33 protein-coding genes are annotated in these 23,410 nt (G+C 42.5%); 23 read left to right on the forward strand and 10 right to left on the reverse strand.

Going from position 1 to position 23,410, the window contains the following annotated elements; all coding sequences use genetic code 11:
• Positions 1–95: 95 nt before the first annotated feature.
• The 5 genes from MKP07_RS01880 to MKP07_RS01900 form a co-directional block, all read right to left on the reverse strand.
• Positions 96–479 (reverse strand): DUF4153 domain-containing protein, encoded by a 384-nt coding sequence (locus tag MKP07_RS01880; RefSeq protein WP_240844744.1) that lies wholly within the window; start codon positions 477–479, stop codon positions 96–98.
• Complete coding sequence (locus MKP07_RS01885) at positions 424–1,464, reverse strand: DUF4153 domain-containing protein (RefSeq protein ID WP_240844745.1); 1,041 nt, start codon at positions 1,462–1,464, stop codon at positions 424–426. The genes MKP07_RS01880 and MKP07_RS01885 overlap by 56 nt, the downstream gene beginning before the upstream one ends.
• A gap of 52 nt (positions 1,465–1,516) precedes the next feature.
• Entirely contained in the window at positions 1,517–1,807 is a 291-nt protein-coding gene (locus MKP07_RS01890) for a winged helix-turn-helix domain-containing protein (protein ID WP_240844746.1), read from the reverse strand.
• A gap of 17 nt (positions 1,808–1,824) precedes the next feature.
• Positions 1,825–2,439, reverse strand: coding sequence for a hypothetical protein (locus MKP07_RS01895; RefSeq protein WP_240844747.1), 615 nt, complete (start codon positions 2,437–2,439; stop codon positions 1,825–1,827).
• Between the two features lie 106 nt (positions 2,440–2,545).
• The gene (locus MKP07_RS01900; protein WP_240844748.1) at positions 2,546–3,040 is read right to left on the reverse strand and encodes a hypothetical protein; all 495 of its coding nucleotides are present in this window, start codon (positions 3,038–3,040) and stop codon (positions 2,546–2,548) included.
• A 301-nt stretch (positions 3,041–3,341) separates the two neighbouring features.
• Between MKP07_RS01900 and surE the strand changes: the two genes are divergently transcribed.
• Together surE and lpxB are read left to right on the forward strand one after the other, a co-directional pair.
• Positions 3,342–4,190, forward strand: coding sequence for a 5'/3'-nucleotidase SurE (surE, locus tag MKP07_RS01905; protein WP_240844749.1), 849 nt, complete (start codon positions 3,342–3,344; stop codon positions 4,188–4,190).
• A gap of 48 nt (positions 4,191–4,238) precedes the next feature.
• A complete protein-coding gene (gene lpxB, locus MKP07_RS01910; RefSeq protein ID WP_240844750.1) occupies positions 4,239–5,381 on the forward strand; it encodes a lipid-A-disaccharide synthase in 1,143 nt (380 codons plus the stop codon).
• On the opposite strand, the gene MKP07_RS01915 is transcribed toward lpxB, so the two are convergent.
• The 3 genes from MKP07_RS01915 to MKP07_RS01925 all read right to left on the reverse strand — a co-directional run bounded on the left by MKP07_RS01915 (position 5,367) and on the right by MKP07_RS01925 (position 7,753).
• Positions 5,367–5,531 carry a DUF6728 family protein gene (locus tag MKP07_RS01915; protein WP_240844751.1) on the reverse strand — a complete coding sequence of 55 codons (165 nt, stop codon included), beginning with the start codon at positions 5,529–5,531 and terminating at the stop codon, positions 5,367–5,369. The two genes, lpxB and MKP07_RS01915, sit on opposite strands and share 15 nt — an antisense overlap.
• A gap of 167 nt (positions 5,532–5,698) precedes the next feature.
• A complete protein-coding gene (locus MKP07_RS01920; RefSeq protein ID WP_240844752.1) occupies positions 5,699–6,253 on the reverse strand; it encodes a hypothetical protein in 555 nt (184 codons plus the stop codon).
• Positions 6,254–6,343: 90 nt separating this feature from the next.
• Positions 6,344–7,753 (reverse strand): FAD-binding oxidoreductase, encoded by a 1,410-nt coding sequence (locus tag MKP07_RS01925; protein ID WP_240844753.1) that lies wholly within the window; start codon positions 7,751–7,753, stop codon positions 6,344–6,346.
• A 257-nt stretch (positions 7,754–8,010) separates the two neighbouring features.
• Here MKP07_RS01925 and cysM point away from each other — a divergent pair, with 257 nt between their 5' ends.
• The 7 genes from cysM to MKP07_RS01955 all read left to right on the forward strand — a co-directional run bounded on the left by cysM (position 8,011) and on the right by MKP07_RS01955 (position 12,319).
• Entirely contained in the window at positions 8,011–8,775 is a 765-nt protein-coding gene (gene cysM, locus MKP07_RS01930; protein ID WP_240844754.1) for a cysteine synthase CysM, read from the forward strand.
• Between the two features lie 130 nt (positions 8,776–8,905).
• Positions 8,906–9,298 carry a hypothetical protein gene (locus MKP07_RS01935; protein WP_240844755.1) on the forward strand — a complete coding sequence of 131 codons (393 nt, stop codon included), beginning with the start codon at positions 8,906–8,908 and terminating at the stop codon, positions 9,296–9,298.
• Positions 9,299–9,303: 5 nt separating this feature from the next.
• The gene (locus MKP07_RS01940) at positions 9,304–9,600 is read left to right on the forward strand and encodes a hypothetical protein (RefSeq protein WP_240844756.1); all 297 of its coding nucleotides are present in this window, start codon (positions 9,304–9,306) and stop codon (positions 9,598–9,600) included.
• A gap of 65 nt (positions 9,601–9,665) precedes the next feature.
• On the forward strand, positions 9,666–10,514 hold the full coding sequence (locus MKP07_RS01945) for a DUF885 family protein (protein ID WP_240844757.1): 849 nt from the start codon (positions 9,666–9,668) through the stop codon (positions 10,512–10,514).
• Positions 10,511–10,642, forward strand: coding sequence for a hypothetical protein (locus tag MKP07_RS37500; protein ID WP_262919114.1), 132 nt, complete (start codon positions 10,511–10,513; stop codon positions 10,640–10,642). The genes MKP07_RS01945 and MKP07_RS37500 overlap by 4 nt, the downstream gene beginning before the upstream one ends.
• A gap of 23 nt (positions 10,643–10,665) precedes the next feature.
• Positions 10,666–11,625: a mandelate racemase/muconate lactonizing enzyme family protein gene (locus tag MKP07_RS01950; RefSeq protein WP_240844758.1), complete on the forward strand. Its 960-nt coding sequence runs from the start codon at positions 10,666–10,668 to the stop codon at positions 11,623–11,625.
• 136 nt (positions 11,626–11,761) lie between these two features.
• The gene (locus MKP07_RS01955) at positions 11,762–12,319 is read left to right on the forward strand and encodes a 2'-5' RNA ligase family protein (RefSeq protein WP_240844759.1); all 558 of its coding nucleotides are present in this window, start codon (positions 11,762–11,764) and stop codon (positions 12,317–12,319) included.
• Between the two features lie 3 nt (positions 12,320–12,322).
• Here the strand turns inward: MKP07_RS01955 and MKP07_RS01960 are convergent, their stop codons facing one another.
• Positions 12,323–12,652, reverse strand: coding sequence for an MmcQ/YjbR family DNA-binding protein (locus MKP07_RS01960; protein ID WP_240844760.1), 330 nt, complete (start codon positions 12,650–12,652; stop codon positions 12,323–12,325).
• A 172-nt stretch (positions 12,653–12,824) separates the two neighbouring features.
• On the opposite strand from MKP07_RS01960, the gene MKP07_RS01965 reads away from it, so the two are divergent.
• From MKP07_RS01965 to MKP07_RS02030, 14 genes are all read left to right on the forward strand, one after another.
• A complete protein-coding gene (locus MKP07_RS01965; protein WP_240844761.1) occupies positions 12,825–13,967 on the forward strand; it encodes a right-handed parallel beta-helix repeat-containing protein in 1,143 nt (380 codons plus the stop codon).
• An 80-nt stretch (positions 13,968–14,047) separates the two neighbouring features.
• Complete coding sequence (locus MKP07_RS01970) at positions 14,048–14,410, forward strand: hypothetical protein (protein WP_240844762.1); 363 nt, start codon at positions 14,048–14,050, stop codon at positions 14,408–14,410.
• 166 nt (positions 14,411–14,576) lie between these two features.
• Positions 14,577–14,780 carry a DUF5123 domain-containing protein gene (locus MKP07_RS01975; protein ID WP_240844763.1) on the forward strand — a complete coding sequence of 68 codons (204 nt, stop codon included), beginning with the start codon at positions 14,577–14,579 and terminating at the stop codon, positions 14,778–14,780.
• Positions 14,747–15,139, forward strand: a complete 393-nt coding sequence (locus MKP07_RS01980) for a hypothetical protein (RefSeq protein ID WP_240844764.1) — start codon at positions 14,747–14,749, stop codon at positions 15,137–15,139. The genes MKP07_RS01975 and MKP07_RS01980 overlap by 34 nt, the downstream gene beginning before the upstream one ends.
• On the forward strand, positions 15,136–15,939 hold the full coding sequence (locus MKP07_RS01985; RefSeq protein ID WP_240844765.1) for a glycoside hydrolase N-terminal domain-containing protein: 804 nt from the start codon (positions 15,136–15,138) through the stop codon (positions 15,937–15,939). The genes MKP07_RS01980 and MKP07_RS01985 overlap by 4 nt, the downstream gene beginning before the upstream one ends.
• A gap of 128 nt (positions 15,940–16,067) precedes the next feature.
• Positions 16,068–16,694, forward strand: coding sequence for a glycosyl hydrolase family 95 catalytic domain-containing protein (locus MKP07_RS01990; protein ID WP_240844766.1), 627 nt, complete (start codon positions 16,068–16,070; stop codon positions 16,692–16,694).
• Positions 16,695–16,777: 83 nt separating this feature from the next.
• On the forward strand, positions 16,778–17,014 hold the full coding sequence (locus tag MKP07_RS01995; protein WP_240844767.1) for a hypothetical protein: 237 nt from the start codon (positions 16,778–16,780) through the stop codon (positions 17,012–17,014).
• A gap of 414 nt (positions 17,015–17,428) precedes the next feature.
• Positions 17,429–17,869: an alpha-L-fucosidase gene (locus tag MKP07_RS02000; protein WP_240844768.1), complete on the forward strand. Its 441-nt coding sequence runs from the start codon at positions 17,429–17,431 to the stop codon at positions 17,867–17,869.
• On the forward strand, positions 17,800–18,768 hold the full coding sequence (locus MKP07_RS02005) for an alpha-L-fucosidase (RefSeq protein WP_240844769.1): 969 nt from the start codon (positions 17,800–17,802) through the stop codon (positions 18,766–18,768). The genes MKP07_RS02000 and MKP07_RS02005 overlap by 70 nt, the downstream gene beginning before the upstream one ends.
• Before the next feature lie 166 nt (positions 18,769–18,934).
• Positions 18,935–19,261 (forward strand): sulfatase-like hydrolase/transferase, encoded by a 327-nt coding sequence (locus MKP07_RS02010; protein ID WP_240850614.1) that lies wholly within the window; start codon positions 18,935–18,937, stop codon positions 19,259–19,261.
• A complete protein-coding gene (locus MKP07_RS40935) occupies positions 19,258–19,782 on the forward strand; it encodes a sulfatase-like hydrolase/transferase (protein ID WP_317235757.1) in 525 nt (174 codons plus the stop codon). Before MKP07_RS02010 ends, MKP07_RS40935 begins: the two co-directional genes overlap by 4 nt.
• Entirely contained in the window at positions 19,755–20,141 is a 387-nt protein-coding gene (locus tag MKP07_RS02020; RefSeq protein ID WP_317235929.1) for a sulfatase/phosphatase domain-containing protein, read from the forward strand. The genes MKP07_RS40935 and MKP07_RS02020 overlap by 28 nt, the downstream gene beginning before the upstream one ends.
• Positions 20,142–20,173: 32 nt before the next feature.
• Complete coding sequence (locus MKP07_RS02025; RefSeq protein ID WP_240844770.1) at positions 20,174–21,619, forward strand: sialate O-acetylesterase; 1,446 nt, start codon at positions 20,174–20,176, stop codon at positions 21,617–21,619.
• 27 nt (positions 21,620–21,646) lie between these two features.
• Entirely contained in the window at positions 21,647–22,447 is an 801-nt protein-coding gene (locus MKP07_RS02030) for a lipid II flippase Amj family protein (protein ID WP_240844771.1), read from the forward strand.
• On the opposite strand, the gene priA is transcribed toward MKP07_RS02030, so the two are convergent.
• Positions 22,440–23,402 (reverse strand): replication restart helicase PriA, encoded by a 963-nt coding sequence (gene priA / locus MKP07_RS37510; RefSeq protein WP_262919115.1) that lies wholly within the window; start codon positions 23,400–23,402, stop codon positions 22,440–22,442. The genes MKP07_RS02030 and priA overlap by 8 nt on opposite strands.
• Positions 23,403–23,410: the final 8 nt, after the last annotated feature.

Genomic DNA, 23,410 nt, shown 5'->3' on the forward strand with positions numbered 1-23,410 from the left:
TCTCTTAAACCGACGATTATTGCCGGTTTGTAGACGCTTGCTAAGCCTCCACGAACCGGCAAGTTGTACAAGTAAGTGTTGGCTTTGCTGATAAGCTACAGGCTAAGTGTGAGCCAGTATAAACTTGTAGATAAAAATGGTTGGGGCTGCCTCTTATAAACACCTTCAACCAGCGTCTTTCTATCCATTCCTTTTTCGATGTAAATCCTGTTAAGCAACGCTTTATTGTAGTCTAACGACTCGAGGTATTGCCAATCGGGGTTAGCAAAATGCCGGGTATTGTATTTCGTTACGATCCAGCTCCAATTGATAAAGCTGCTTATTACCAGCACATAGAAAGCGGCCCAGATCATCCTGTTGATTAAAAATATATTTGTCTTTTTGCTTTTTAGTTTAACCCAGGTGGCAAAAAGCCCAAACAAACTAAGCAAAAGAAATATAAATACACCTATCCTTTTTAAAAGTAAGACCGTAGGCATTTACATATTCCAGGTTTCTTAAAAAAACAGTTAATATCAATAATACATTAAGGGCAATCCATACAAAGGACAGCTTTTTAAGCAGGCCGGATTGTAGGTCAAAATTGAGCAGTCCCTGGAAGTAGATCATAATAACCGCAATGGCCATAACAATTGAGAGGATGAGCACATATACACGTTCGTGCACTTCGCTGCTTAAGTTTCCTGATGAAGTGGCTGCTCCAAACTGTTCTATTCCGTAAATGATGATAAAGAAAATCAACACAAGGTTCAAAAGTACCAGCGAGATTTCTCCGCTGCGTCTTTGGGAAACTACATCCAGCAAATGAAAACCTTTATGTCTTCTTTGTACAAAACCTTCAGAAAAATCATCTTTCAGAAAGCCATTATATGCAATAAATATTTTGGGTACCGATGAATAGAAAAAATTAAACATCAGGAAAAAACCAAGTGCTGTTAACACTGCCAATTGTAAAAAATCGAACTCCAGATTTATCATAAACAAAGAAGCAAATTTGTCGCTGGCGGCGGTATACACACCTATGAAAATAGCGACCAATATACCCGGGATCAGCACATAACTGATTGCTTTTTTGAGCAACCCATCGCTAGACAACCGGACACCCAGCCATTTCTGTGGCGTTAATACGCGAAAGACGAAAGTTATATAATTGAAGGCCGTATTAAAGGGCAATACCAAAACGTTCAGCCTCGGATAAAAGGCCTTAAACCCAACCAGCAATAAGGATAAGAATAACGCTACAAAACTGATGAAATCTCCATACCAGGCAAATGCCCCAACAGATAAAAGACTGGTTACAGAAAGTAGCCAAAACATGGGAGTACGTTTTACAGCAGGTGTTATATTTAGCAGGAATAGCCAGGTCATCAGACCAAAAAGGCTAAGATTTAATCCGGGGGTTTGGTTATAGAATAATGCTACAAAAACAATCACCGAAATAAGGAAGAAACAATTCTTTTTCATATTTTAAATTTAAAAGCACTTTGCAATTCAAAGTTACTGCGCAAAAAAAGGACTATCCTCTTAATAGTTTTTCCAAAGCGTTAATATGTTTTTCAAATGCTTCTTTTCCCGCTTTTGTAGCCTTATAAGAGGTTTTAGGCTTCTTACCAACAAACTCCTTTTTCACTTCGATATATTTTTTCTGCTCCAGCGCATTAATATGGCTGGCCAGGTTACCATCTGTCACCTGCAAATGATCTTTCATCTCCAGGAAATCGATCCAGTCGTTTACTACCAGAACCGACATGATACCCAGCCTCACCCTGCTTTCGAAATCCTTATTTAAATGCTCTAGTAAGCTCATCACAGAAATTAATAGTATTACCGATACTTCTTATACATCAGTAAACCGTATACAATATGCAACACCCCAAAACCCAGTGCCCAAAACACCAGTCCGTAACCCGGTATAAACATCGCAATAACACCTAAAAAGGCCTCACAATAGCCCAGGTTTTGTATATCCGAAAAAGTATACCGGCCTGCATTTATTAATGCCAGTCCGTAAAATACCAACATTAAAGGAGCCATGATGATGAAGTGGCCATGATACATTGCAGCCAGGCAAAATAAACCTCCAAAAACCAATGGAACAAATAAAGCAATCAATAATTTTTTGGTAGTGGAGGTCCATATCTTATGCCCCTGCTTCTTTGTTTTACTTACCGTAAGCGCAATGCCCAGGCCAACAGCAGCTATAAGAACCGTTACCGCGAGAAGGGTTAACTGTGTAACCACACCTGTTCTACCAACTCCACTATAGTCCTGAAAATAATCGATACTGTTTTTCTGAAGAATGTAATAAGCAGCTAAAGCACCTGCCAAAGCTATAATACCGGCAGCCACACCCGATAAGCCGTTGAGCGAAATAAACCGGGAGGATTGCTCCATCATTTTCCGGATATGTTGTAAGTCGTCTTTTAACTCCTGACTCATAAAAGCACTTTGAAATACAAAGTAACTATTCTAAAACGAATCTGCCAAAAAATAAAAAAGAAAAAGTCGCTTTTCAGCGACTTTAACCAACTATTTATTTTGAAAACTATCTGCGCCCTCTTTTTACATACTCCCTGTCATTGTTACGGCTGTTGTTATTACGTGCATTATTCCATTCTTTATGTTTAGGGTGATACTTGCTTTCATAATATTTATACTCACGGCTATCACGGATCACTACCTGGTTATGTGTATTCCTGTACCTTCCGTAGTTCTGTATATCGCGTCTGTTATCACGGAAAGGTTCATAATTTCTGTTTACTACTACCTTGTAAGTATTGTAAAGGTTTACCCGTCCATAAGATGCAGGTAAAGACCGCCCGTAAACCCAGCTACGCCTGTTAGGGTAAATAAACTGCTCGCTCGCCACATCATAATAAGCATTATACTCAGGCAGGTAATAGTACCGCGCATAATCGTAGCCTACTGGTCCCCATGCCGGCTGGTTACCGATATTGATGTTAATGCGAACCTGTGCACTGGCACTTTGTGTTAAGCTAAAACCGGCAATCACTAACGCAGCAAAAATGAACTTTTTCATGATCTTTAATTTTAAATGTCTTCCCTTTTAAAGGGTGGGACGGGTTTACAATTTTTTGTAAAGCGCTTTGATTAATAGACGCCGTTTGAAATCGAAAAGGTTGGTATCTTTTTCACTTTATCAAATTATTAGCAAATCATTTTTTTACAATTATTACGTTAAATAAGCTACTGTTTGTGCCGGAGTGTATTGCTCAACCTGTATATCACCACGCAAGCCATTCAAACGGTTGGGCACTTGTAAAGAGAGACCAACTAACCAACCTTTCAACTTACCAACTTATCAGTTAAATTTGCTTCCTATGGCAAAAGCAAAGAACAGCAAACCGGTTATCCTGATCACCAATGACGATGGTATTACATCACCTGGTATCAGAGCTTTGTACGAAGCAGTTAAAGATCTTGGACAAATAGTTATTGTGGCACCAGACAAACCTCAATCAGGTATGGGGCATGCCATCACCATCGGTCATCCCCTTCGCTTGCAGCCCTCTGATCTCTTCCCCGGTATTGATGCCTACTCCTGCTCCGGCACGCCGGTAGATTGTGTGAAGCTGGCTGTTGATAAAGTATTGCATCGTAAGCCAGACCTTTGCCTGAGTGGTATTAATCATGGTCCTAATCATAGTATCAATGTAATTTACTCAGGTACCATGTCTGCCGCCATGGAGGCTGCTATTGAGAATATTCCGGCGGTTGGTTTTTCACTGATGGATCATAGTATGAATGCTGACTTTTCTGCGGCCCAGCACTATGCGAGAGTGATCACTGAAAAAATGCTAAAAGATAAACAAACTAAACATATTCTGCTGAATGTAAACATCCCCAACTTTCCATTGTCAGAAATAAAAGGCTATAAGATCTGCAAGCAGGCTTATGCTAAGTACCAGGAGAAGTTTTTGGAGCGCAAAGACCCCAGCGGCAAGAAATACTATTGGTTAACCGGAGAGTTTGTCAACTTCGATAACGGAAGAGACAGTGATGTTTGGGCGCTCGCTAATAACTACGTGAGTGTTGTTCCCGTGCAGTTTGATTTAACCAATTATGACCTTAAAGCGAAACTGGAAAAGCAATGGAAGGACAAGCCTGACCGTTCGGTTAAAGCGCCGATTAAGAAGATCGTTAAAAGATCCATGCGAAAATCTGAGTAAGAAAATCAGCTGCCCTGGAAGTTTAGATAAATAAATAGATACGAAACTTTGAGTCAACAGAAAAAATATTACATCATAGCCGGCGAAGCATCGGGCGACCTGCATGGCGGCAACCTGATACATGCTATGAAACAACAGGATCCGGCAGCCGATATACGTTGCTGGGGTGGCGATAAGATGCAGGCAGCGGGTAGCACCCTGGTAAAACATTACCGGGAACTAGCGTTTATGGGTTTTATAGAAGTGGTAAAAAATCTGGGTACTATTCTAAAAAACTTAAAATTCTGCAAACAGGATATTCTTGCATTCAAACCTGATGTTCTGGTGCTGATAGATTACCCCGGCTTTAATCTACGGATAGCCAAATGGGCTAAAGAACAGCAGATAAAAGTGGTGTATTACATTTCTCCTCAAGTTTGGGCCTGGAAGGAAAACCGGGTAAAAATGATGAAGCAATGTATTGATGAGATGATTGTAATATTACCATTTGAGAAGTCTTATTTTAAGGATAAATGGAACTGGAATGTAACCTATGTCGGACACCCCTTAATGGAGGAGATCGCCCGAAAGCAGGCACAACCATCTGACCTCGTAATAACTGACGCAGCAGGCAATAAAAACGAAAAACCTGTAATTGCATTATTACCCGGCAGCCGCAAGCAAGAGATTGAAAAGAAACTACCGGTTATGCTTGAAGTAAGCAAAGCCTATCCTGATTACCAGTTTGTAGTAGCACAGGCCCCTTCTTTGGATAGCGAGTTCTATCATACTTATACTAATCAGTACCCCAATGTAAGTGTCGTGAACAACCGCACTTACGATGTTTTGCTGCAATCGAAGGCAGCCCTGGTTACCTCGGGTACTGCTACTTTGGAAACGGCCTTGTTTGGGGTGCCTGAGGTTGTGTGCTATAAAGGTTCTGAAATCAGCTACCAGATAGCCAAACGGGTGATCAGCATCAAATACATTTCGCTGGTAAACCTTATAATGGATAAGGAAGTAGTAAAGGAGCTGATACAGCAGGACATGAATGTTACCAATCTTGTTGCTGAGCTCGACAAATTACTGAACGATGCTACAAAGCAGCTGCAGATACGGGAAGATTATGCTCAGCTTCACAACATACTGGGAGCGGGTGGTAATGCCTCAGCAAAAGCTGCTACAATTATAATAGGCTCAGCTTCGCAATAGTTTTATCGCCAATATGATCATACAAATGATAAACAGTAAAATACTGAGGCGGTTAATATTGTGCATATACCCCACCCAGCTGCTTTTAGGCCTGTCGGGATCTTTCTTTTTCAGGAAAAGATATTCAGCCAGTTGTTTTAATACACCCATGCCATTTTATTTAATAGTGAGCTGCTAGTATTCGGGGTCATAGCTATTGTACCTCTTCTGAAATAGTCCCACATTCACCCCTGCACGTAACACAGGTACAATACGAACTCTCTCTCCGCCGGTATTAGGATCCCTGGAAAGATCTACATAAGGACTGTTCCTGTTTCTTAATACATCTGCAAGAACCGTGAAGTAAAAAAAGTGGTTCCGCCTTTAGCCCGTCCTGTAGAAAGCCCGCCACCCAATAACAACGAGGTTGCGCTGGCGCTGTATTTGTCCGAAATTCTCCCCGAACCGGAAGCGGTGTAATTCACATTCGTGAAATTGTGCTCCAACTGTGCCTGTGCAAAAAGAAATGGGATCGGGTAAGCTCTTGCAAAAATACCCGGACCATATACATGCTGTCTTAATTTATCATTGTAATCATAAACATCTCTCGACCCTGTATACACATAGTTTAAAACCACACCGGCATCAAAGTAATCGTTTAGTTTATATCCCAAGACCGGACTTGCCCCCAATAAAGATCCCCCTGAATAAAAGGAAGCAGTTACTCCACCTCCGGTAAAAAGGTTGTCTTTTTTAAAACCTTTTTCCACTGTAGGTTCCGGACCTTCATTCGCATTTCTCACTTTTACTTCTTCGCTCTGCGCCAAAGCTGCTACGCTTAATACCAACATCAATGTCATCGACATACCTGCTATACCAAAAATTTTCTTCATCTATATCTGTTTAGTTTTACCACCGGTAAAAATAGTACATATTTACAATGACCGTATACCCCTGTTAACCAGATCAATAATTTAACAATCTTAATCGAATATCTTACCTGCATTCAGGATATTATTCGGATCAAATACTTTTTTAATATCCCGCATGATCTGCAGTTGTCTTTCTTCAAAAACAATATCCATAAATCCCTTTTGTATCAGTCCAATGCCATGCTCACCGCTGATAGTACCGCCCAACTGCTTTATTAATTGAAACAGCTCCCGTATAATAATATCCATTTCCGGATTTTGATAGCTATTGGGAATACCCTCCTTTTTTATACGTATATGCAGGTTACCATCTCCCGCATGCCCGTAAGCTACCGCATCAAAATTATATTGCCGGCCCAGGGCTTTTAACCCTCTAATAAGCTTGGGCAATTCGGCCCGGGGCACCACGGCATCTTCTTCAATGGTATAGCCCGCCATTTTTACATATTCAGCCACTTTACGGCGTAGTTTCCATAATGCTTCTTTTTGTTGTGCATCCTCAGCTAATAAAAGTTCCCCGGCTTCATATTGCTCCACTACTCCGGCTATCTGCTCCATTTCTTTCAACAATACGTCTGCATCGTTACCGTCTACTTCTATCAATAAATGAGCTTCTATTGGGTCGTTCACCGGCATCGAATGAGTGTCTACCATGCTGCTTACGATCTTTAGTGCGTTGATCTCCATCAGCTCGAGCGCGCTTGGCGTATATCCTGCCCTGAAAATAGCACTTACAGCTTCACATGCTTTTTCCAGGCTGGCAAACGGAGCCAGCATCAGCAAATCATATTTAGGTAAGGGAATTAAACGTAACACTATTTTGGTAACAATGCCCAGGGTGCCTTCGCTACCTACTATCAGCTGTGTAATATTATATCCTGTTGAATTTTTCAGCACATTGGCACCGGTCCATATAATTTCGCCCGTGGGCAACACCAGTTCCAGGTTTAACACATAATCTTTCACCACTCCGTATTTTACCGCTCTGGGACCACCGCTATTTTCTGAAATATTCCCTCCTATAAAACAAGATCCTTTGCTGGCAGGATCTGGCGGATAAAACAACCCTTTTTCAGCAACAGCATTTTGCAATATTTCTGTAATGACACCGGGTTCGGTGGTTACCTGTAAATTACGCTCGTCGATATCTAAAATCTTGTTCAATCTTTCGGTAGATATTACCACACCCCCTAAGTGAGGCAGTGCGCCACCTGTCAGGCCTGTTCCCGCACCTCTCGGCGTTACCGGGATGCGCCGTTCATTGCATATTTTCAGAATATCACTGATTTCCCGAGGCGTAGCGGGCTTTAATACTACTTGTGGAGCAAAGCTCAGTGTCTCCGTTTCGTCACGGCTGTAATGCTGTAAAGATGCCTCATCTGCAAAAAAATGGTCATTTCCCACTATCGATCTGAACGATTTTGCCACCTCCTCTGTTATTATGTTCTGCAAATGCACCATCGGTGTAAATATAACTTTTTTAAATTGATGCGAAAATGGGGCAATGGTTGAAAAGCGAGAGGTAAAAGAACAGCTACGGTTAAAAAGCAGGATAGTCGATAAAATTAACATACTTATCTTTGAACGATTCAAAATAAAAAAATGGCGGGAATACTTGACCAGATTGGTAATACACCTTTAGTAGAGCTAACTAAAATAGCGGTAAACAATAAAGTAAAAATATATGCCAAGCTGGAGGGAAATAATCCAGGGGTAGTGTGAAAGACCGGGCCGCCTATGGTATGATCAAGGGCGCTTTGGACCGCGGTGAAATTAAACCGGGCACTCGTTTAATTGAAGCCACCAGCGGTAATACGGGTATTGCACTGGCAATGATCGCGAACCTGTTTGGAATAGATATTGAGCTGGTAATGCCTGAAAGCGCTACCAGGGAACGCGTGCTAACCATGCAGGCTTTTGGCGCCAAAGTCACACTTACACCTAAAGAAAGAGGCATGGAAGGCTCGATCGACTATGCAAATGATAAACTAAAATCGGGTGGTTATTTGATGCTCAACCAGTTTGGCAATCCTGATAACCCGGGTATGCATTATAAAACAACGGGGCCGGAAATATGGAAGGATACCGAAGGGCAGATCACTCATTTTGTATCTTCGATGGGTACCACAGGTACGATCATGGGTGTTTCCCGTTACCTGAAAGAAGTGAACCCCAATGTACAAATTGTGGGCTGCCAGCCAACCGACAACTCCAGCATTCCAGGTATACGAAAATGGCCTGAAGCCTATTTACCCACCATCTTTGATCGCAGTCGCATTGATCGCGTGATGGAACTCGACGAATCGGACGCCCGTACCATGGCTAAAAGATTGGCCCGCGAAGAAGCTGTATTTGCCGGAATGAGCAGCGGAGGTGCGGTACATGCGGCCATCGAACTTTCTAAAGAACTGGAGTCGGGGGTTATCGTTTGTATTATTTGCGATAGAGGAGATAGGTACCTTTCTTCCGACTTGTTCGATTAATCGACTGCAAAACTATTTTGAATGCCGGTGCCTTTAAACAGCGTACCGGCATTTTTTTGCGTCATTTCGAATAAAAACATTTCTGTTCAATAAGAAGCATTTATCTTCATTTCTTACTAAAGTTTTATACATGAAAAGGTTCCTCTCCATTTGCCTGCTGCTGGCATACTGCACTGCTTTTTCTCAAAACGCCAACTCTCTTTATCTCCAAACCAGCGAAGTGCATGATATTATGATACGGTACCAGGCTGACAAGGGAAGCATTATGCGTTTTTACGGCGGCAACGAAGGATGGCGTAGCGAAGGTGGCTTTAACACACCTGAACGACGAGATCGGCTGTTAAAACTGATAGACAACTACATTCAGGAACTTGTGCATATGCCTTTTGAAACCATGAATATTAATGGTAAGGCAGATTACCTGTTATTTAAAAACCAGCTGGAAGACCAGCAATATCAATTAAAAAAGAAGAAAAAACTTATAGTGAAATCGCAGGTTTACTTCCATTCACCAACCGGGTGATACAGATGCAAACACCCCGCAGGCGCGGGCTTTCAGTAAAAGGCGAGGAAATAGCGAAGGAGATGGAAGATATGCGCAAAGGAGTAATAACACTGATAAAAAAACTGGATGGTAGTCCGGCTCTTGAAAAAGACCAAGCCCAGGTCGCATCCGGATCAACAAAAGCGCTACAAACCCTGCTGAAAAATTATTTCAACTTTTACAACGGCTACGATCCCATGTTCAGCTGGTGGGTACCTAAAACCTATTATGCGCTGGATAGTGTTTTAGGTGTATACGCTACGGCCTTATCAAAAAAATAACGACCCATGGTATTCAAAAAGATGATGGAAGCGGTATTATTGGCAATCCTATAGGACGCGAAGAATTGATACGACAGCTGAAACTTGAATTTATCCCCTATACACCAGAAGAACTGGTAGATATTGCAAACAAAGAATTTGCCTGGTGTGACGCTGAGCTGTTGAAGGCTTCTAAAGAAATGGGCTTTGGCGCTAATTGGAAAGCAGCACAGGAAAAAGTAAAGAACAGTTATGTGCCGGTGGGGCAACAACCAGCGGCGATGCTGGAGTTATACAACCAGTCGGTCGATTTTTTAAAGAAACACGACCTGGTTACCATTCCCCCTATTGCTGAAGAAACCTGGCGCATGACTATGATGTCGCCGCAGCAACAACTGGTAAGCCCCTTCTTTCTAGGAGGCGAAACGTTAATGATCTCCTATCCCACCGATGAAATGGCTTATGATGATAAGCTAATGAGCATGCGGGGCAATAATCCTCATTTCTCGCGGGCAACGGTTCATCATGAACTGATAGCCGGGCATCATTTGCAGGGTTTTATGAATAATCGTTATAAAACCTACCGCGATTTTGGCACTCCATTCTGGCATGAAGGCAACGCACTGTACTGGGAATTTATTTTATGGGACCTTAACTTTCCCCGCGGACCGGAAGATCGCATCGGTATGTTGTTTTGGCGTATGCACCGTTGCGCCCGTATTATTTTCTCTTTAAATTATCATTTAAACAAATGGACTCCGCAACAATGTATCGACTTCCTGGTTGACCGGGTAGGCCATGAAAGAGCGAATGCGGAAGGTGAAGTGCGCCGGTCTTTTACAGGCGGATATGGCCCCCTCTATCAAATTGCTTACATGATCGGAGGACTACAATTTTACGCATTGAAGAAGGAATTGGTAGATACAAAAAAATGACCTACAAACAATATCACGATGCCATCCTCCGGGAAAATAGTATGCCGCTTGAGATGCTTAGGGCTATTTTAACAAACCAGGATCTGAAAAAAGATTTCAAAACCAACTGGAAATTCTACAACAAATAATTGCATCATTTTTATATATCACAATGAGTATTTCTTCAACAAAAGTAAAATCCTTTCAAATTTTCAAAACCAGTGCGCGGCTTCCCAAACCTATTTCAGATGCAACGCATACTTTGAACGAAATATCTTTCCTCGTATTGCGGCTGCAACTGGAGAATGGCATTACAGGCGAAAGCTATCTCTTGTCTTTTCAATATTCTCCCAATGCTATACTGGGCGCATTAAAAGATATGCTGCCACATATTAAAGGGCTTGAAGCCTTTGAAACAGGTAAGGCAGAGGCACTGCTCTATCACCAGTCGGAATACTTTGGCGCTAACGGGCTGAACAAATGGGCTGCCGCTGCAATAAACATTGCTATGTGGGATGCATGGGCCAGATCGCTGGATCAGCCCGTATGGAAATTGTGGGGCGTTCATAAAGACCAATGTGCTATTTATGGCAGTGGCGGTTGGCTCTCTTATTCTATTGATGAACTGATTGAAGAAGTGACCAATTACAAAGCACGTGGTTTTAAAGCTGTGAAGATAAAAGTAGGTTCTTCCAACTGGAAAACGGATGCAGAGCGCCTGAGATTGGTTAGAGCCGCTGTTGGTGATGATATCAACATTATGATGGATGCTAACCAGGGTATGCAATTACCCGAAGCAATTCAGTTGGCTCACAAGGCCAGAGAACTGAATATTTACTGGTTTGAGGAACCCCTACATCATCAGAATTTTGAAGGATACAAAACACTAAAACAACAAACCGGCATATCGCTGGCTATGGGAGAACGTGAATACGATATGCAGCCATTAAAGGAGCTTATTGCAAGAAGCGCATTGGACATCTGGCAACCCGACATTTTAAGGATTGGCGGTGTAGAAGCCTGGCGATCGAGCGCAGCTCTTGCTGACGTCCATCACCTGCCGGTACTACCTCATTACTATAAAGATTATGACGTTCCACTTGTTTGCAGTGTGCCTAATGGCGTTGGGTAGAAAGCTTCGACTGGATCGACCCGCTTATTGATCACCCGATGTTAGTAAAGGATGGATTTGCATTTCCACATAACCGGCCAGGTTGGGGTTTCCGTTTTTGGATGAGCACTTAGAGGAAATAAAATGGTAGTTCTATATGTCAAGGGCTAACCTGTATTTTATAGCCGTCATTCCGCACCAGCAATTGCAGGATAAAGTCAGAAAGATTGAACTGGACTTTGCTCAACGTTTTAATAGCAGCAGGGCATTGAAAGTGATGCCGCATATCACGTTGAAAGCTCCTTTCATTATACCTCCGGAGCTACACGATTCATTACTGAAGTGGTTTGAGGATTTTAAGCCGGCACAAAGAGCGTTCACAACAGCATTAAATGGATTTGGTGCTTTCACCAATAACTTACACCCCGTTATTTTCATCAAGCCTGTGAACCACACAACGCTAATCCTCCTGCAGCATAACCTCATTCAAAGCTTTAAAGGATTTGCACCCTTCGTCATACAACCAGTTGACAAAAAATTTGTTCCCCACTTAACGGTAGCCTATCGCGACCTGACGCCGGATCATTTTGAAAAAGCATGGGATGAATACAAGGATCAGGCATTTGAAGATCAGTTTGAAATAAATGCACTCCATCTGTTACAACACGACGGCACAAAATGGAACATTATTGCTACCCAGACTTTAGACGCTTAACCCCTATTTCTTTTTCGTCTTAGCCACAAGGTCGTATGAATGATCAATCCACTCTTTTAATTGCTTAAATGGGACTGATCCATCAGCAACAATAGTATTCCAATGTTTTTTATTCATGTGATAACCGGGTTGTACGCAGTTATATTGCTCCCTCAGTTCCAAAGCCAGGTCGGGGTCACACTTTACATTAAAGGAGACGGGGTCTGCATCCATTCCCATCAGCAAAAATATCTTACCATTCACCTTATACACCAATGTATCGGGGCCGAAGGGTAGGGTTTTTTCCACGTCAGCCTTTCCTAAACAATAATCTCTGATACTTTCTATATTCATAAAAATTAATATAGTTTATATGCAACCGTTTGCGCGTTAACCATCCGTATAAAAATACTAACTTGATGTGTTTTATAGGCTCGATTGTTTAAAATTTCTCAATAAGAATTTACAAATAGCTTTTAACTGATCCTGCATATGCTGTATTACTCAAAAAATATTTTTTGCTGGTTTGCTATTGGTTTTAGGATATACGGCAATAGCTCAAAAAAGCCTGTATGTTTCCCTAAAAGGTAAAGATAGCAATCCGGGAAATTTATCCCTTCCGTTTCTTTCGGTACAACGAGCCATAACAAAAGCCAGTGCCATAACAGGAGATGTTGTTATTCATATAGCAGAAGGCATTTATTACCTGGATGAGACCATACAATTACGTGCCCAACAGTTTAAACCCCGATCGCTAAAAATACAAGGTTCAGGATCGGTAATTATTAGTGGCGGTAAAAGGTTAACCTTAAACTGGAAACCCTTCAAAAACGGCATTTACGTAGCTAAAGTAGCAGGCAACATAAATTTCGAAAGATTATTTTGTAATAACCTGCTCCAGGTTCTAGCTCGTTATCCCAACTACGATTCGGCCGCAACAACATTTAATGGGACAGCAGCAGATGCTATTGCTCCCCAAAGAGTACAAAAATGGTTAAACCCTACGGGAGGATATTTACATGCGCTGCATGGAGGTGAATGGGGTGGATTTCATTATCGTTTTACCGGGGTTGATAAAAACGGTAATTTAGAAATGGAAGGCGGTTGGCAAAACAACCGGCCCAGTAAACTGCACCCGGACATGAGGTTTACAGAAAATATTTTTGAAGAACTCGATGTACCAGGAGAGTGGTTTCTGGATAAAGACAAAAAATTATTATACTTCTATCCGCCTGAGAACGCTCCCCTTTCTACTGCAAAAATTGAAGTATCTCATTTAGCTAAAAGCTTTGTTATTGAAGGAACTGTTCAGCAGCCGCTTCGGAATATTACTTTTTCCAATCTTCATTTCACACACAATGAAAGAACTTTTATGGAGACCAAAGAGCCATTGCTAAGAAGCGACTGGACCTTTTATCGTGGTGGCGCTTTGCTTTTTGATGGTACAGAAAACTGTACAGTAACGGATTGTACTTTTGAGGGATTGGGCGGCAATGCGATCGTGTTCAGTAATTATAATAAAAACAACCTGGTAACGGGTTGTCATATATACAATATCGGCGCTAATGCGGTGGCCTTCGTTGGTGATATGAAAGCGGTGAGAAGCCCGTCTTTTAGCTATGGGAGCCATATAGCTTATACCAACATGGACAAAACGCCGGACCATTAAGTAATAACTACCCGCAACACTGTTCTGTAGACAACAATCTCCTGCACAACCTGGGACAAATAGAGAAGCAAGCTACCGGAGTGCAGATAGAAGTAGCATCTCAAATAAAAGTGAGCAGGAACAGCATTTACAATTTACCCAGGGCGGGGATTAATATTGGCGATGGTTGTTTTGGAGGCCACCTGATAGAAAATAATGACGTCTTCAATACGGTGCTTGAAACGGGTGACCATGGCTCTTTTAACTCCTGGGGAAGAGACCGGTTTTGGGCAGCCGGAAGAAGTTATATGGATAGCCTTGTAGCTGTACATCCTGAATTGATACTGCTTGACGCGAGGAAAACAACCGTTATACGCAACAACCGATGGCGCTGTGATCACGGCTGGGACGTTGACCTGGACGATGGTTCTTCTAATTATCACATTTATAACAACCTTTTTTAAATGGTGGTTTAAAATTCAGGGAAGGTTTTTTCCGGAAAGCGGAAAACAATATTATGATCAACAACAGTTTTCATCCGCATGTGTGGTTTAAGAATAGCAATGACGTATTTACCCGAAATATTGTGATGAAAGCTTACGCACCAATTGGCATGAATGATTGGGGAAAATGATCGATCACAATCTCTTCCCCGATGAAGCCGCTTTAGAAAAAGCAAGGGCGAATGGAACAGATCAAAACAGTTTGGCGGGTGATCCGCTTTTTATAGATCCTGTCAACGGCAATTTCAATGTAAAAGCCAATTCGCCTGCGCTTAAAGCGGCTTTAAAAATTTCGACATGTTCCATTTTGGAGTACAAAAACCTGCCCTGAAAAAAATTGCCCGTCACCCCCAAATACCCGCATTACAAATAGTAAAAGAAGCCGATGAATTTAGCCACCCCATTGAATTTAGCGGAGGGCTGATTAAATCGGTAGCCGGTTTAGGTGATCGATCCGCCTACGGCTTACCAGACGAAACAGGGGTCATCATTATGGATGCAGGCAAAGGCTTACTGGCTCAATCCCATTTACGCTCAAAGGATGTTATAGTAATGATGGATGGCAAAAAAACCAGGAACGTAAAAGACTTCCTGGATACCTATAACGCACTTAAAAACTTTAATAAAACCATCCTGGTTTCCATTATCAGGAACCAGCAACCATTAGACATTAATTTAAATACCAAATGACAAAAACCTCTTTACTACTGTTTTTATTTACCCTGCTGGCTGTAACTGCAAAAGCACAACCCCGCGCAGCACATAACCTACACTTCAGTCAGCTGGCTAAAAGATGGGATGAAGCCATTCCGCTGGGTAATGGCATGTTAGGTGCCCTGGTATGGCAAAAACAGGGGCATCTAAGGCTTTCGCTTGACAGGGCAGATCTATGGGATGAAAGAAAAGCACTGGATCTTTCTCAATTCAATTTCGCGGATGTGCAAAGATGGGTTGCGAATAAAACCTATGACTCTGCGCATCGCCTGGGCGACCGGCCTTATGATGCCAGTCCCTACCCTACCAAACTTCCCGCTGCCGCAATCGAATTCGACATCTCGTACCTGGGCAAGGTACTATCTAATGTGCTTGATATAAATACGGCGTTAAACACGGTAACATTTGAAAACGATGTCCTGTTCAAAACTTATATACACGCTACTAAAGAAGCGGGCTATTTTTCATTCGAACATATTGACGAAAAGAAAGTTCCCGATATAGCCAGGCTATTGTCGCCAAAGTTGATCGCACATAACTATAACAGCGGCATTTCTTCTGCAGACAAGGATAACAGCCATGCAGGAGAAGGATTAGGAAAATTAGGATATACCAAAGGCACGGTTTTTCAAACACCTAATAGCATCCATTATCATCAACCCACTTATGATGGTCATTATTTTGAAGTGTTGATCAGCTGGAAGAAATTTCCCGGCAACCGCATCATTGGTCAGTGGATCATATCTAATGATAAAAAGCACAGGCTTCAGAATTAAGCACTACCAGTAAGGAGCCAACTAACTGGGCCAGTCACGCCGGCTGGTGGAAGAATTTCTGGTCAAGGTCTTCTGTTTTATTACCAGACACCCTGATTGAAAAGCAATACTATCTTGAAATGTACAAGTTGGGGGCTGTATCTCGTCCTGCTGCTCCTGCGATAACACTACAGGCCGTATGGACCGCTGATAACGGAAGTCTGCCGCCATGGAAAGGCGATTTCCATAACGATCTGAATACGCAACTGAGCTATTGGCCGGTATATACCGCCAACCGTTTACAGGAGGGAGAAAGCTTTATTAACTGGCTCTGGAATAATAAAAAGAAGAACGAGCAATACACCAGGCAGTATTTTGGTGTGAATGGTTTGAATGTACCAGGTGTAGCTACGCTTAATGGAGATCCTATGGGAGGCTGGATACAGTATTCGCTCGGGCCAACTGTAGGAGCCTGGTGCGCGCAACATTTTTACTGGCAGTGGAAATATTCTATGGATAAAACATTTCTGCAAGCCAGGGCTTACCCCTATATACATGATGTGGCTAATTACATGGAGCAGATCACTTTTTTAAAGAACGGCAAAAGAATGCTCCCCTTAAGTTCCAGTCCGGAGTACCACGACAATGCTATTACCGCCTGGTTTACCAGTTGGAGCAATTTCGACCTGTCGCTAGTGCAGTTCCTGTTTAAGGCAGCGGCTGAAGTAGCATTAGCTTCTAATAAAACCGCCGAGGCTGATCACTGGAAAAAATAAGTGCTCAGTTACCCGCTTATGAAACCAACCAGACAGGCTTTACGGTTGCGCCTGGCGAGGACCTCAACTCATCGCACAGGCATATGTCTCCTTATATGGCTATTTACCCTTTAGCGCTTTTAGATATCAACAAACCGGAGGATAAAAACATTATCCGGAACTCACTGAATAGAATCGAGGAAAAAGGAACCCGGGCCTGGTGTGGCTACTCTTTTAGCTGGATGGCATCACTCTACGCCAGGGCATATGAAGCAGATAAGGCGGTGCAACAACTACAGATCTTTGCTTCCAATTTCTGCTCTCTAACAGCTTTCATTTAAATGGTGATCAAAAAGGCGGCCAGTACTCTAATTTTACTTACCGGCCATTTACACTCGAAGGAAACTTTGCTTTTGCTCAGGGTGTACAGGAATTGCTGTTACAAAGCCGGGATGGATACATCGAAGTATTCCCTGCGGTACCCCGTAGCTGGAATAATGTATCCTTTGACCGGCTCAGAACTGAAGGCGCTTTTATTGTATCTGCCAAAAAGAAAACGGCGTACCTACTACCATAACGATTACAGCCGAGCAGGGAGGTTTACTACAGATAAAACTACCCTTCAGAACATGGATCACAAGGAGTATTTCCATGTCAGCGTTTAATACCGGTAAAGAGGGTATCATTTCTTTAAAAATGAAAAAAGGACAGACCATCATTATTGAAAACGGGTACGAATAACTAAACAAAAACTAATGAAACGTATAATCTTATCAATAACCATATTGGTTTGGGCAAACACCCAGGCACAGCAGATCACGGCTACAAACCGGGCCAGCTGGTTTAAGGAAGCCCGGTTTGGCATGTTTGTGCATTGGGGACTATACAGCATATTGGGAGGCACTTATAAAGGCCATACCATGCCCGACAAAAGTTTTAAGAATGGCAATAGCTGGTATGCAGAATGGATACAACAAAGGCTTGAAGTGCCGCAAACCGAATATCGGGCATTGGCAAAACAATTCAATCCCATAAACTTTGATGCCGACAGCTGGATCAGGGAAGCTAAAGATGCGGGCATAAAATACTTTGTAATAACTTCCAAACACCACGATGGCTTTGCTTTGTGGGATTCGAAAGTTTCTACCTACGACATGGGCGGCACTTCGTACAAAAAGATCTCCTGGGAGATTTAGCAAAAGCCTGTAAGAAATATGGTTTAAAATATGGTTTTTATTACTCTCACTGTGAAGACTGGGAGCATCCCGGCGGAGCTACGCCCTCCTGGACGCCTCAAAAAACAGATGCACAATTCGAGCAGTACTGGAATGAGAAATGCTTACCCCAGGTAAAAGAGCTTATTGAACGTTACAATCCTGACCTGTTTTGGTTTGACACCTGGGGAGATGAGCAGGAAAAAATATTTATATCTGATAAGCGGCGCGACCAATTAATAGCGATGATCCGCAAGCTAAGCCCCAAAACGCTGATTAACGGGAGAATATCATGGCTCAATCCCGGCAACGATATCGACTTCCTTGAAATGATGGACAATGATTATCCAAATGAGTTATTGCAGCGTCCCTGGCAAACACCTGCCACTATGGTACATTCATGGGGCTGGCATGCCAAAGACTACAACTGGAAAACAGCCAAAGAAATGATCGGCTACCTGGTGAATAATGTATCGAAAGGCGGTAATTACTTATTAAACATAGGTCCTAAAGCTGATGGCTCCATTCCCCCTATGGCTATAAGGCGGTTAAGAGAAATGGGCGGCTGGATGCTCGCCAATGGAGAAGCAATATATGGCGCCCTGCCTGCTACAATAAAAGCACCTGAAAATATCCGGTTAACGCAAAAGAGTATCGACGGGAAGAATTACCTATACGCTTCCATCCTGAAATCGCTCGAAAGTAAAAGCTTTTCGTTGCCTCTCCTATCCGGCAAAATAGCGTCCTGTAAAATGCTGGACACGGACATGCCCATTCAATACCAGGATAATAATGATCGCAGCACATCATTTATATTACCCGATAAAATAGCAGCTGCAGAAGATGGTGTACAGGTAGTACAGATTGAGCTAAAACCATAATTACTATTTTTACAGTAGTAAACAACAAGCCATTATTATCAAAAATTTCAACATCCATCATGCGCCTGATCATTGTCCTGCTTTTCACGTTTATAGCTTCTATCCTATCTGCTCAAAAAAGCCAAATATTATTTTAGTCCTGGCTGATGATCTGGGTTACAGCGATATCAGTTGTTATGGCAACCCTTTAATACAAACGCCGTTCCTGGATAAAATGGCGCGAAATGGTGTGATGGCTACTAATTTTGTCACCACCTCTCCTATTTGTTCTCCCTCTCGTGCATCGCTGCTAACAGGCCGCTATTGCACCCGGTCGGGCATTACTTACGTGATTGGCCCGGGTAACAAAATCACGATGCCTGAGAATGAGGTAACCATTGCTGAAGTACTACAACCTAATGGCTATGCAACAGGCGCTGTAGGCAAGTGGCATGTAGGCGATTATGGTAGTGGCTTACCCAATCAACAAGGTTTCGACTTTTTTATGGAATGATGTATAGTCATGATTATAGAAGCCCTTATGTAAAAACGGATACGGTAATTAAGCTATTCAGAAACACTACTCCCGAAATCTATCAGCCCGCTGATAGTATACTGAATGATCTTTATGTAAAAGAAGCTACCGGATTTATTACTAAATCGGTTAAAACGCAAAAACCCTTCTTCCTGTACCTGGCTCATAATATGCCACACTTGCCGGTTGCTTTTGCAGCGATGAAGAAACGGGGAAAAAGTTCGGCAGGTGGTGAACTGGGTGATGTAATAGAGGAGATGGATGAAGGATTATCCAGGATATGGAAAGCTGTTGAGCAAGCCGGGCAAGCGGATAACACAATTTTCATATTCAGCAGTGACAATGGTCCCTGGCAGAATGCCCCACAACGAATGTATGACGATGGTTACAGTCAGCCCTATCATGTAGGCGCGCGGGTATCTTCAGAGGCTGGAAGGCCCTTTCTTATGAAGGCGGACATCGCGTACCTTTTATTGTTTACTGGAAGGGACACACTTTAAGCAATGAAGTGTTGCTGAAACCGATATCCAATCTTGACGTACTACCCACATTAGCCCAGTGGACTAAATCGAAACCACCGGCGAATACTTTAGACGGTCAATCCATATCCGGATTTCTTACTACAAAAAACTACAATCAGTCGCATCGGCCTATTTACTATCACAACACAAAACTAGAGGGCGTAAAAGAGGGCGACTGGAAATTGCGCATCACCCAAAAGGATAGCGGTGAACTACGGGAGTTATTTAACCTCGCATGGGATCCTTCTGAAAGAGTCAATCTCTTTGAGTATCCGAAATACAGCAAGGAGAAAGAACACCTGCTACAATTATTTAAAGAGTTTCCTAAAGGCAAATAAAGCCTTAACTTCAAGCCCTTAAATATAGAATAATGATTGTAGCAATGCCCCGCGTTTTGTTTAAACAACTATTGAAAGCTCTTTCTTTTTGCTTTTTCCTCACCATATCATTTACTGCTTTTAGTGCTATCCGACTACCGAATATCATTGGCAGTAATATGGTGTTACAACAGAAAAGTGAAACGGCCATCTGGGGCTGGTCTAATCCCTCTGAGAAAATCTATATTACTACCTCATGGAACAATCAAAAGGACTCTGTAGTAGCTGATGGTAATGCCAAATGGAAATTAAATCTAAAAACACCGGAAGCGGGAGGCCCTTATACTATTACGTTAAAAGGCGAGAACAGCATAGTACTGGACAATATTATGATCGGCGAAGTATGGGTATGCTCGGGCCAGTCGAATATGGAATGGAGCAGCCTACAAAAGCTTCAGCAAATCATTGACGAAATGCCCAATAGCCAGAACAACAATATCAGGCTTTTTCATGTGGCTAAAACAACATCGCCCTATCCACAGGATTATGTAGAGGGCAGCTGGAAGGTTTCGGGTCCTGATGCCTTGAAAGGCTTCAGCGCGGTTGCCTATTTTTTCGCAAAAGAGCTACAGCAAAAACTAAATGTGCCGGTTGCAGTAATTAATACAAGCTGGGGCGGTACACCCGCAGAAACCTGGACACCAGCAGAAAAAGTAAATAGCAGCGATGTATTAGCAAAGTCTGCTGCCATGCAAAAAACAGTGCCCTGGTGGCCTGTAACACCTGGTTATGCTTATAATTCCATGATCTATCCACTACTGAACCTTTCTATAGCAGGTGCTATCTGGTACCAGGGAGAAGGGAATACGGTGATGCCTTTTACTTACGGGCAGCTATTCGCCGAAATGATACAAAGCTGGCGAGCCGCCTGGAAGAAGGACTTCCCGTTTTATTATGTACAAATAGCTCCTTTTAATTATGGCAATAACAATGTAGGTAACCTGATACGTGAGCAACAGGCCAAAGTACTTAACCTGCCCAAAACAGGCATGGTGGTTATTTCAGACCTGGTGAATGATGTAAAAAATATTCACCCCACTAATAAAAAAGATGTGGCTTTGCGGCTTGCTAATTATGCGTTAGCCGAAACTTATGGGAAAAGCTTAACCAGCTATAAAAGTCCTATGTTTAAACGGATGGATATAACAGGCAATAAAGTCAATTTATATTTTGATAACGCAGCTAACGGTTTTAAATTGAATGCGGGTAAAGCGGCTACTGAATTCTATTTAGCGGGACCTGACAAAGTATTTGTACCGGCGGTTATTAAAATAGAAAAAGACCGCTTGGTAGCTTCCAGCCCCGAAGTTAAAAACCCCGTAGCAGTACGGTTCTCCTTCAGCAATGGTGGCATGTCCAATATCTTCAGCAAAGAAGGGTTACCGGTTGCCCCTTTCAGAACAGATGACTGGGTAGTAGATACGAGTAAAGTGAAATAGTTTCATTGTAACATATACATTTGCTTTATGTCTTCGCAGATAATTATTGTACTGGCGTTAACTTTTTTGATCAACCTGATTACCACACTCTCTTATTCGGTTAGAATAGTAGGCGTTCGCACTGGTCGGATTGCTATCTCGTTTGCATTGTTTAATATCCTCGTTTTAATATCCAGAACAGCGAATGGTTTTCAGGCGCCGCTATTGGCTAAGACTGTAGAAAATGATATTAAAGCAGGTATCAATGGACATGCCGATGTATTCAGGTGGATTATTTTTTCCTGCTCGCTGGCTACGATAGTGGGAGGTTTTCTTATTCCAACATTTCAGAGAGTCTTGTCCAGGGCGGTTGTAAGCTTCAGTTATCATAAATCAATGTCGAAGCTGGTGCTGCATGGATTTTCGAAAGCGGGTATCCTTTATTTCCGAAATAATGTAGCAATACCGGTGAAAGAAAATATCACTATGCTCAACTTTCAGGCGAAATTTCCCTGGAAGGTCTTTTTACTGAACATTATAGCTGTAGCTATTCTTACTGTTGGCGTCCTATCTGCAGTTTATGCTTCTTATGTTGATCCGGATTATAGGACGACCGCAAGCCAGCTATCTGCTTTTATCAATGGTTTTGCTACTATTTTAATGTTTGTATTTATCGACCCTCAATTATCAGTAATGACTGATGACGTAACTATGGGTAAATGTGCTGAATCTACTTTCCGGAGATATATTATATACATGACCATCGCCAGGCTACTGGGCACTTTTTTAGCCCAACTGCTTTTTATACCCGGTGCTGAGTTCTTGGCATATTTAGCAAGAATCATTTAAGATTACTATACCCCTCTACGTCCGGTATTACTACCACCGATTTATACCGGGGTTCCTGGTGCAATACAGCAACCTGGTAAAGAATATCTTTTTTACATTGCTCCAGCATTTTGGCATTACGGGGTAATTTCAATAACACCTCCATCAAATACTGGTTTCTAAGCCGGTTAATAACAGGTTCCGCAGGCCCTGTAATATAGTCCTTATACCGGTTGGACAAAGCGCTTGTAAAAATCTGGGCGGCATCCTGCACCACCTCTCGTATCTTGCTTTTAAAGGTGAGCTTAATAATTCTCGAAAAAGGAGGATAAAAGAATTGCTCCCGTTTAGTTATCTCATCGTTGTAAAGCGCGTCATAGTCATGTTGCTGCACCTGCATTAAAACAGGGTGTGTTGGTTGCGAGGTTTGCACCAGTACTTTTCCTTTACCATGCTTTCTTCCCGCGCGACCGCTCACCTGCTCCATCAACTGGTAAGCTCTTTCGTTTACCCTGAAATCGGCAAACGACAAAATACCATCCGCATCTAAAATGCCCACCAGGTCTACGTTTTCAAAATCTAATCCTTTAACCACCATCTGGGTGCCTACCAGTATATCAATATTCAATTGCTCAAAATTCTGGATCAGCTGGTCGTGCGCATTTTTACCTCTCACAGAATCCATGTCCATGCGGGCCGTTTTAGCCAGAGGGAAAATTTCCTGCAACACTTCCTCAATACGCTCGGTACCAAATTGTTTTTGCACAAAATCGTGGCTGCCACAAGCTGCACAGGTGGTCATTGGTGCATAACTGGTTCCGCAGTAATGGCAAACCAGTTTGTTATAAAATTTATGAAACGTTAGCGACACATCACAATGCTTACATTGCGGTATCCACCCGCAAGCATTACATCGCTGGTAGGGCGTGTATCCACGCCTGTTCTGAAACAGTATTACCTGCCTAGCGGCATCCATTGAAGCCT

This window comes from Paraniabella hibiscisoli, assembly GCF_022512515.1.
Lineage (GTDB): Bacteria > Bacteroidota > Bacteroidia > Chitinophagales > Chitinophagaceae > Niabella > Niabella hibiscisoli.

What these genes read in the sequence shown, in the direction of transcription:
- MKP07_RS01880 (WP_240844744.1), bottom strand. Translation starts at nt 479, where the DNA reads ATGCCTACGGTCTTACTTTTAAAAAGGATAGGTGTATTTATATTTCTT.
- MKP07_RS01885 (WP_240844745.1), bottom strand. Translation starts at nt 1,464, where the DNA reads ATGAAAAAGAATTGTTTCTTCCTTATTTCGGTGATTGTTTTTGTAGCA.
- MKP07_RS01890 (WP_240844746.1), bottom strand. Translation starts at nt 1,807, where the DNA reads ATGAGCTTACTAGAGCATTTAAATAAGGATTTCGAAAGCAGGGTGAGG.
- MKP07_RS01895 (WP_240844747.1), bottom strand. Translation starts at nt 2,439, where the DNA reads ATGAGTCAGGAGTTAAAAGACGACTTACAACATATCCGGAAAATGATG.
- MKP07_RS01900 (WP_240844748.1), bottom strand. Translation starts at nt 3,040, where the DNA reads ATGAAAAAGTTCATTTTTGCTGCGTTAGTGATTGCCGGTTTTAGCTTA.
- surE (WP_240844749.1), top strand. Translation starts at nt 3,342, where the DNA reads ATGGCAAAAGCAAAGAACAGCAAACCGGTTATCCTGATCACCAATGAC.
- MKP07_RS01915 (WP_240844751.1), bottom strand. Translation starts at nt 5,531, where the DNA reads ATGGGTGTATTAAAACAACTGGCTGAATATCTTTTCCTGAAAAAGAAA.
- MKP07_RS01920 (WP_240844752.1), bottom strand. Translation starts at nt 6,253, where the DNA reads ATGAAGAAAATTTTTGGTATAGCAGGTATGTCGATGACATTGATGTTG.
- MKP07_RS01925 (WP_240844753.1), bottom strand. Translation starts at nt 7,753, where the DNA reads ATGGTGCATTTGCAGAACATAATAACAGAGGAGGTGGCAAAATCGTTC.
- MKP07_RS01935 (WP_240844755.1), top strand. Translation starts at nt 8,906, where the DNA reads ATGAAAAGGTTCCTCTCCATTTGCCTGCTGCTGGCATACTGCACTGCT.
- MKP07_RS01940 (WP_240844756.1), top strand. Translation starts at nt 9,304, where the DNA reads ATGCAAACACCCCGCAGGCGCGGGCTTTCAGTAAAAGGCGAGGAAATA.
- MKP07_RS37500 (WP_262919114.1), top strand. Translation starts at nt 10,511, where the DNA reads ATGACCTACAAACAATATCACGATGCCATCCTCCGGGAAAATAGTATG.
- MKP07_RS01950 (WP_240844758.1), top strand. Translation starts at nt 10,666, where the DNA reads ATGAGTATTTCTTCAACAAAAGTAAAATCCTTTCAAATTTTCAAAACC.
- MKP07_RS01955 (WP_240844759.1), top strand. Translation starts at nt 11,762, where the DNA reads ATGTCAAGGGCTAACCTGTATTTTATAGCCGTCATTCCGCACCAGCAA.
- MKP07_RS01960 (WP_240844760.1), bottom strand. Translation starts at nt 12,652, where the DNA reads ATGAATATAGAAAGTATCAGAGATTATTGTTTAGGAAAGGCTGACGTG.
- MKP07_RS01975 (WP_240844763.1), top strand. Translation starts at nt 14,577, where the DNA reads ATGATCGATCACAATCTCTTCCCCGATGAAGCCGCTTTAGAAAAAGCA.
- MKP07_RS01980 (WP_240844764.1), top strand. Translation starts at nt 14,747, where the DNA reads ATGTTCCATTTTGGAGTACAAAAACCTGCCCTGAAAAAAATTGCCCGT.
- MKP07_RS01985 (WP_240844765.1), top strand. Translation starts at nt 15,136, where the DNA reads ATGACAAAAACCTCTTTACTACTGTTTTTATTTACCCTGCTGGCTGTA.
- MKP07_RS01995 (WP_240844767.1), top strand. Translation starts at nt 16,778, where the DNA reads ATGTCTCCTTATATGGCTATTTACCCTTTAGCGCTTTTAGATATCAAC.
- MKP07_RS02000 (WP_240844768.1), top strand. Translation starts at nt 17,429, where the DNA reads ATGAAACGTATAATCTTATCAATAACCATATTGGTTTGGGCAAACACC.
- MKP07_RS40935 (WP_317235757.1), top strand. Translation starts at nt 19,258, where the DNA reads ATGATGTATAGTCATGATTATAGAAGCCCTTATGTAAAAACGGATACG.
- MKP07_RS02025 (WP_240844770.1), top strand. Translation starts at nt 20,174, where the DNA reads ATGATTGTAGCAATGCCCCGCGTTTTGTTTAAACAACTATTGAAAGCT.
- MKP07_RS02030 (WP_240844771.1), top strand. Translation starts at nt 21,647, where the DNA reads ATGTCTTCGCAGATAATTATTGTACTGGCGTTAACTTTTTTGATCAAC.
- priA (WP_262919115.1), bottom strand. Translation starts at nt 23,402, where the DNA reads ATGGATGCCGCTAGGCAGGTAATACTGTTTCAGAACAGGCGTGGATAC.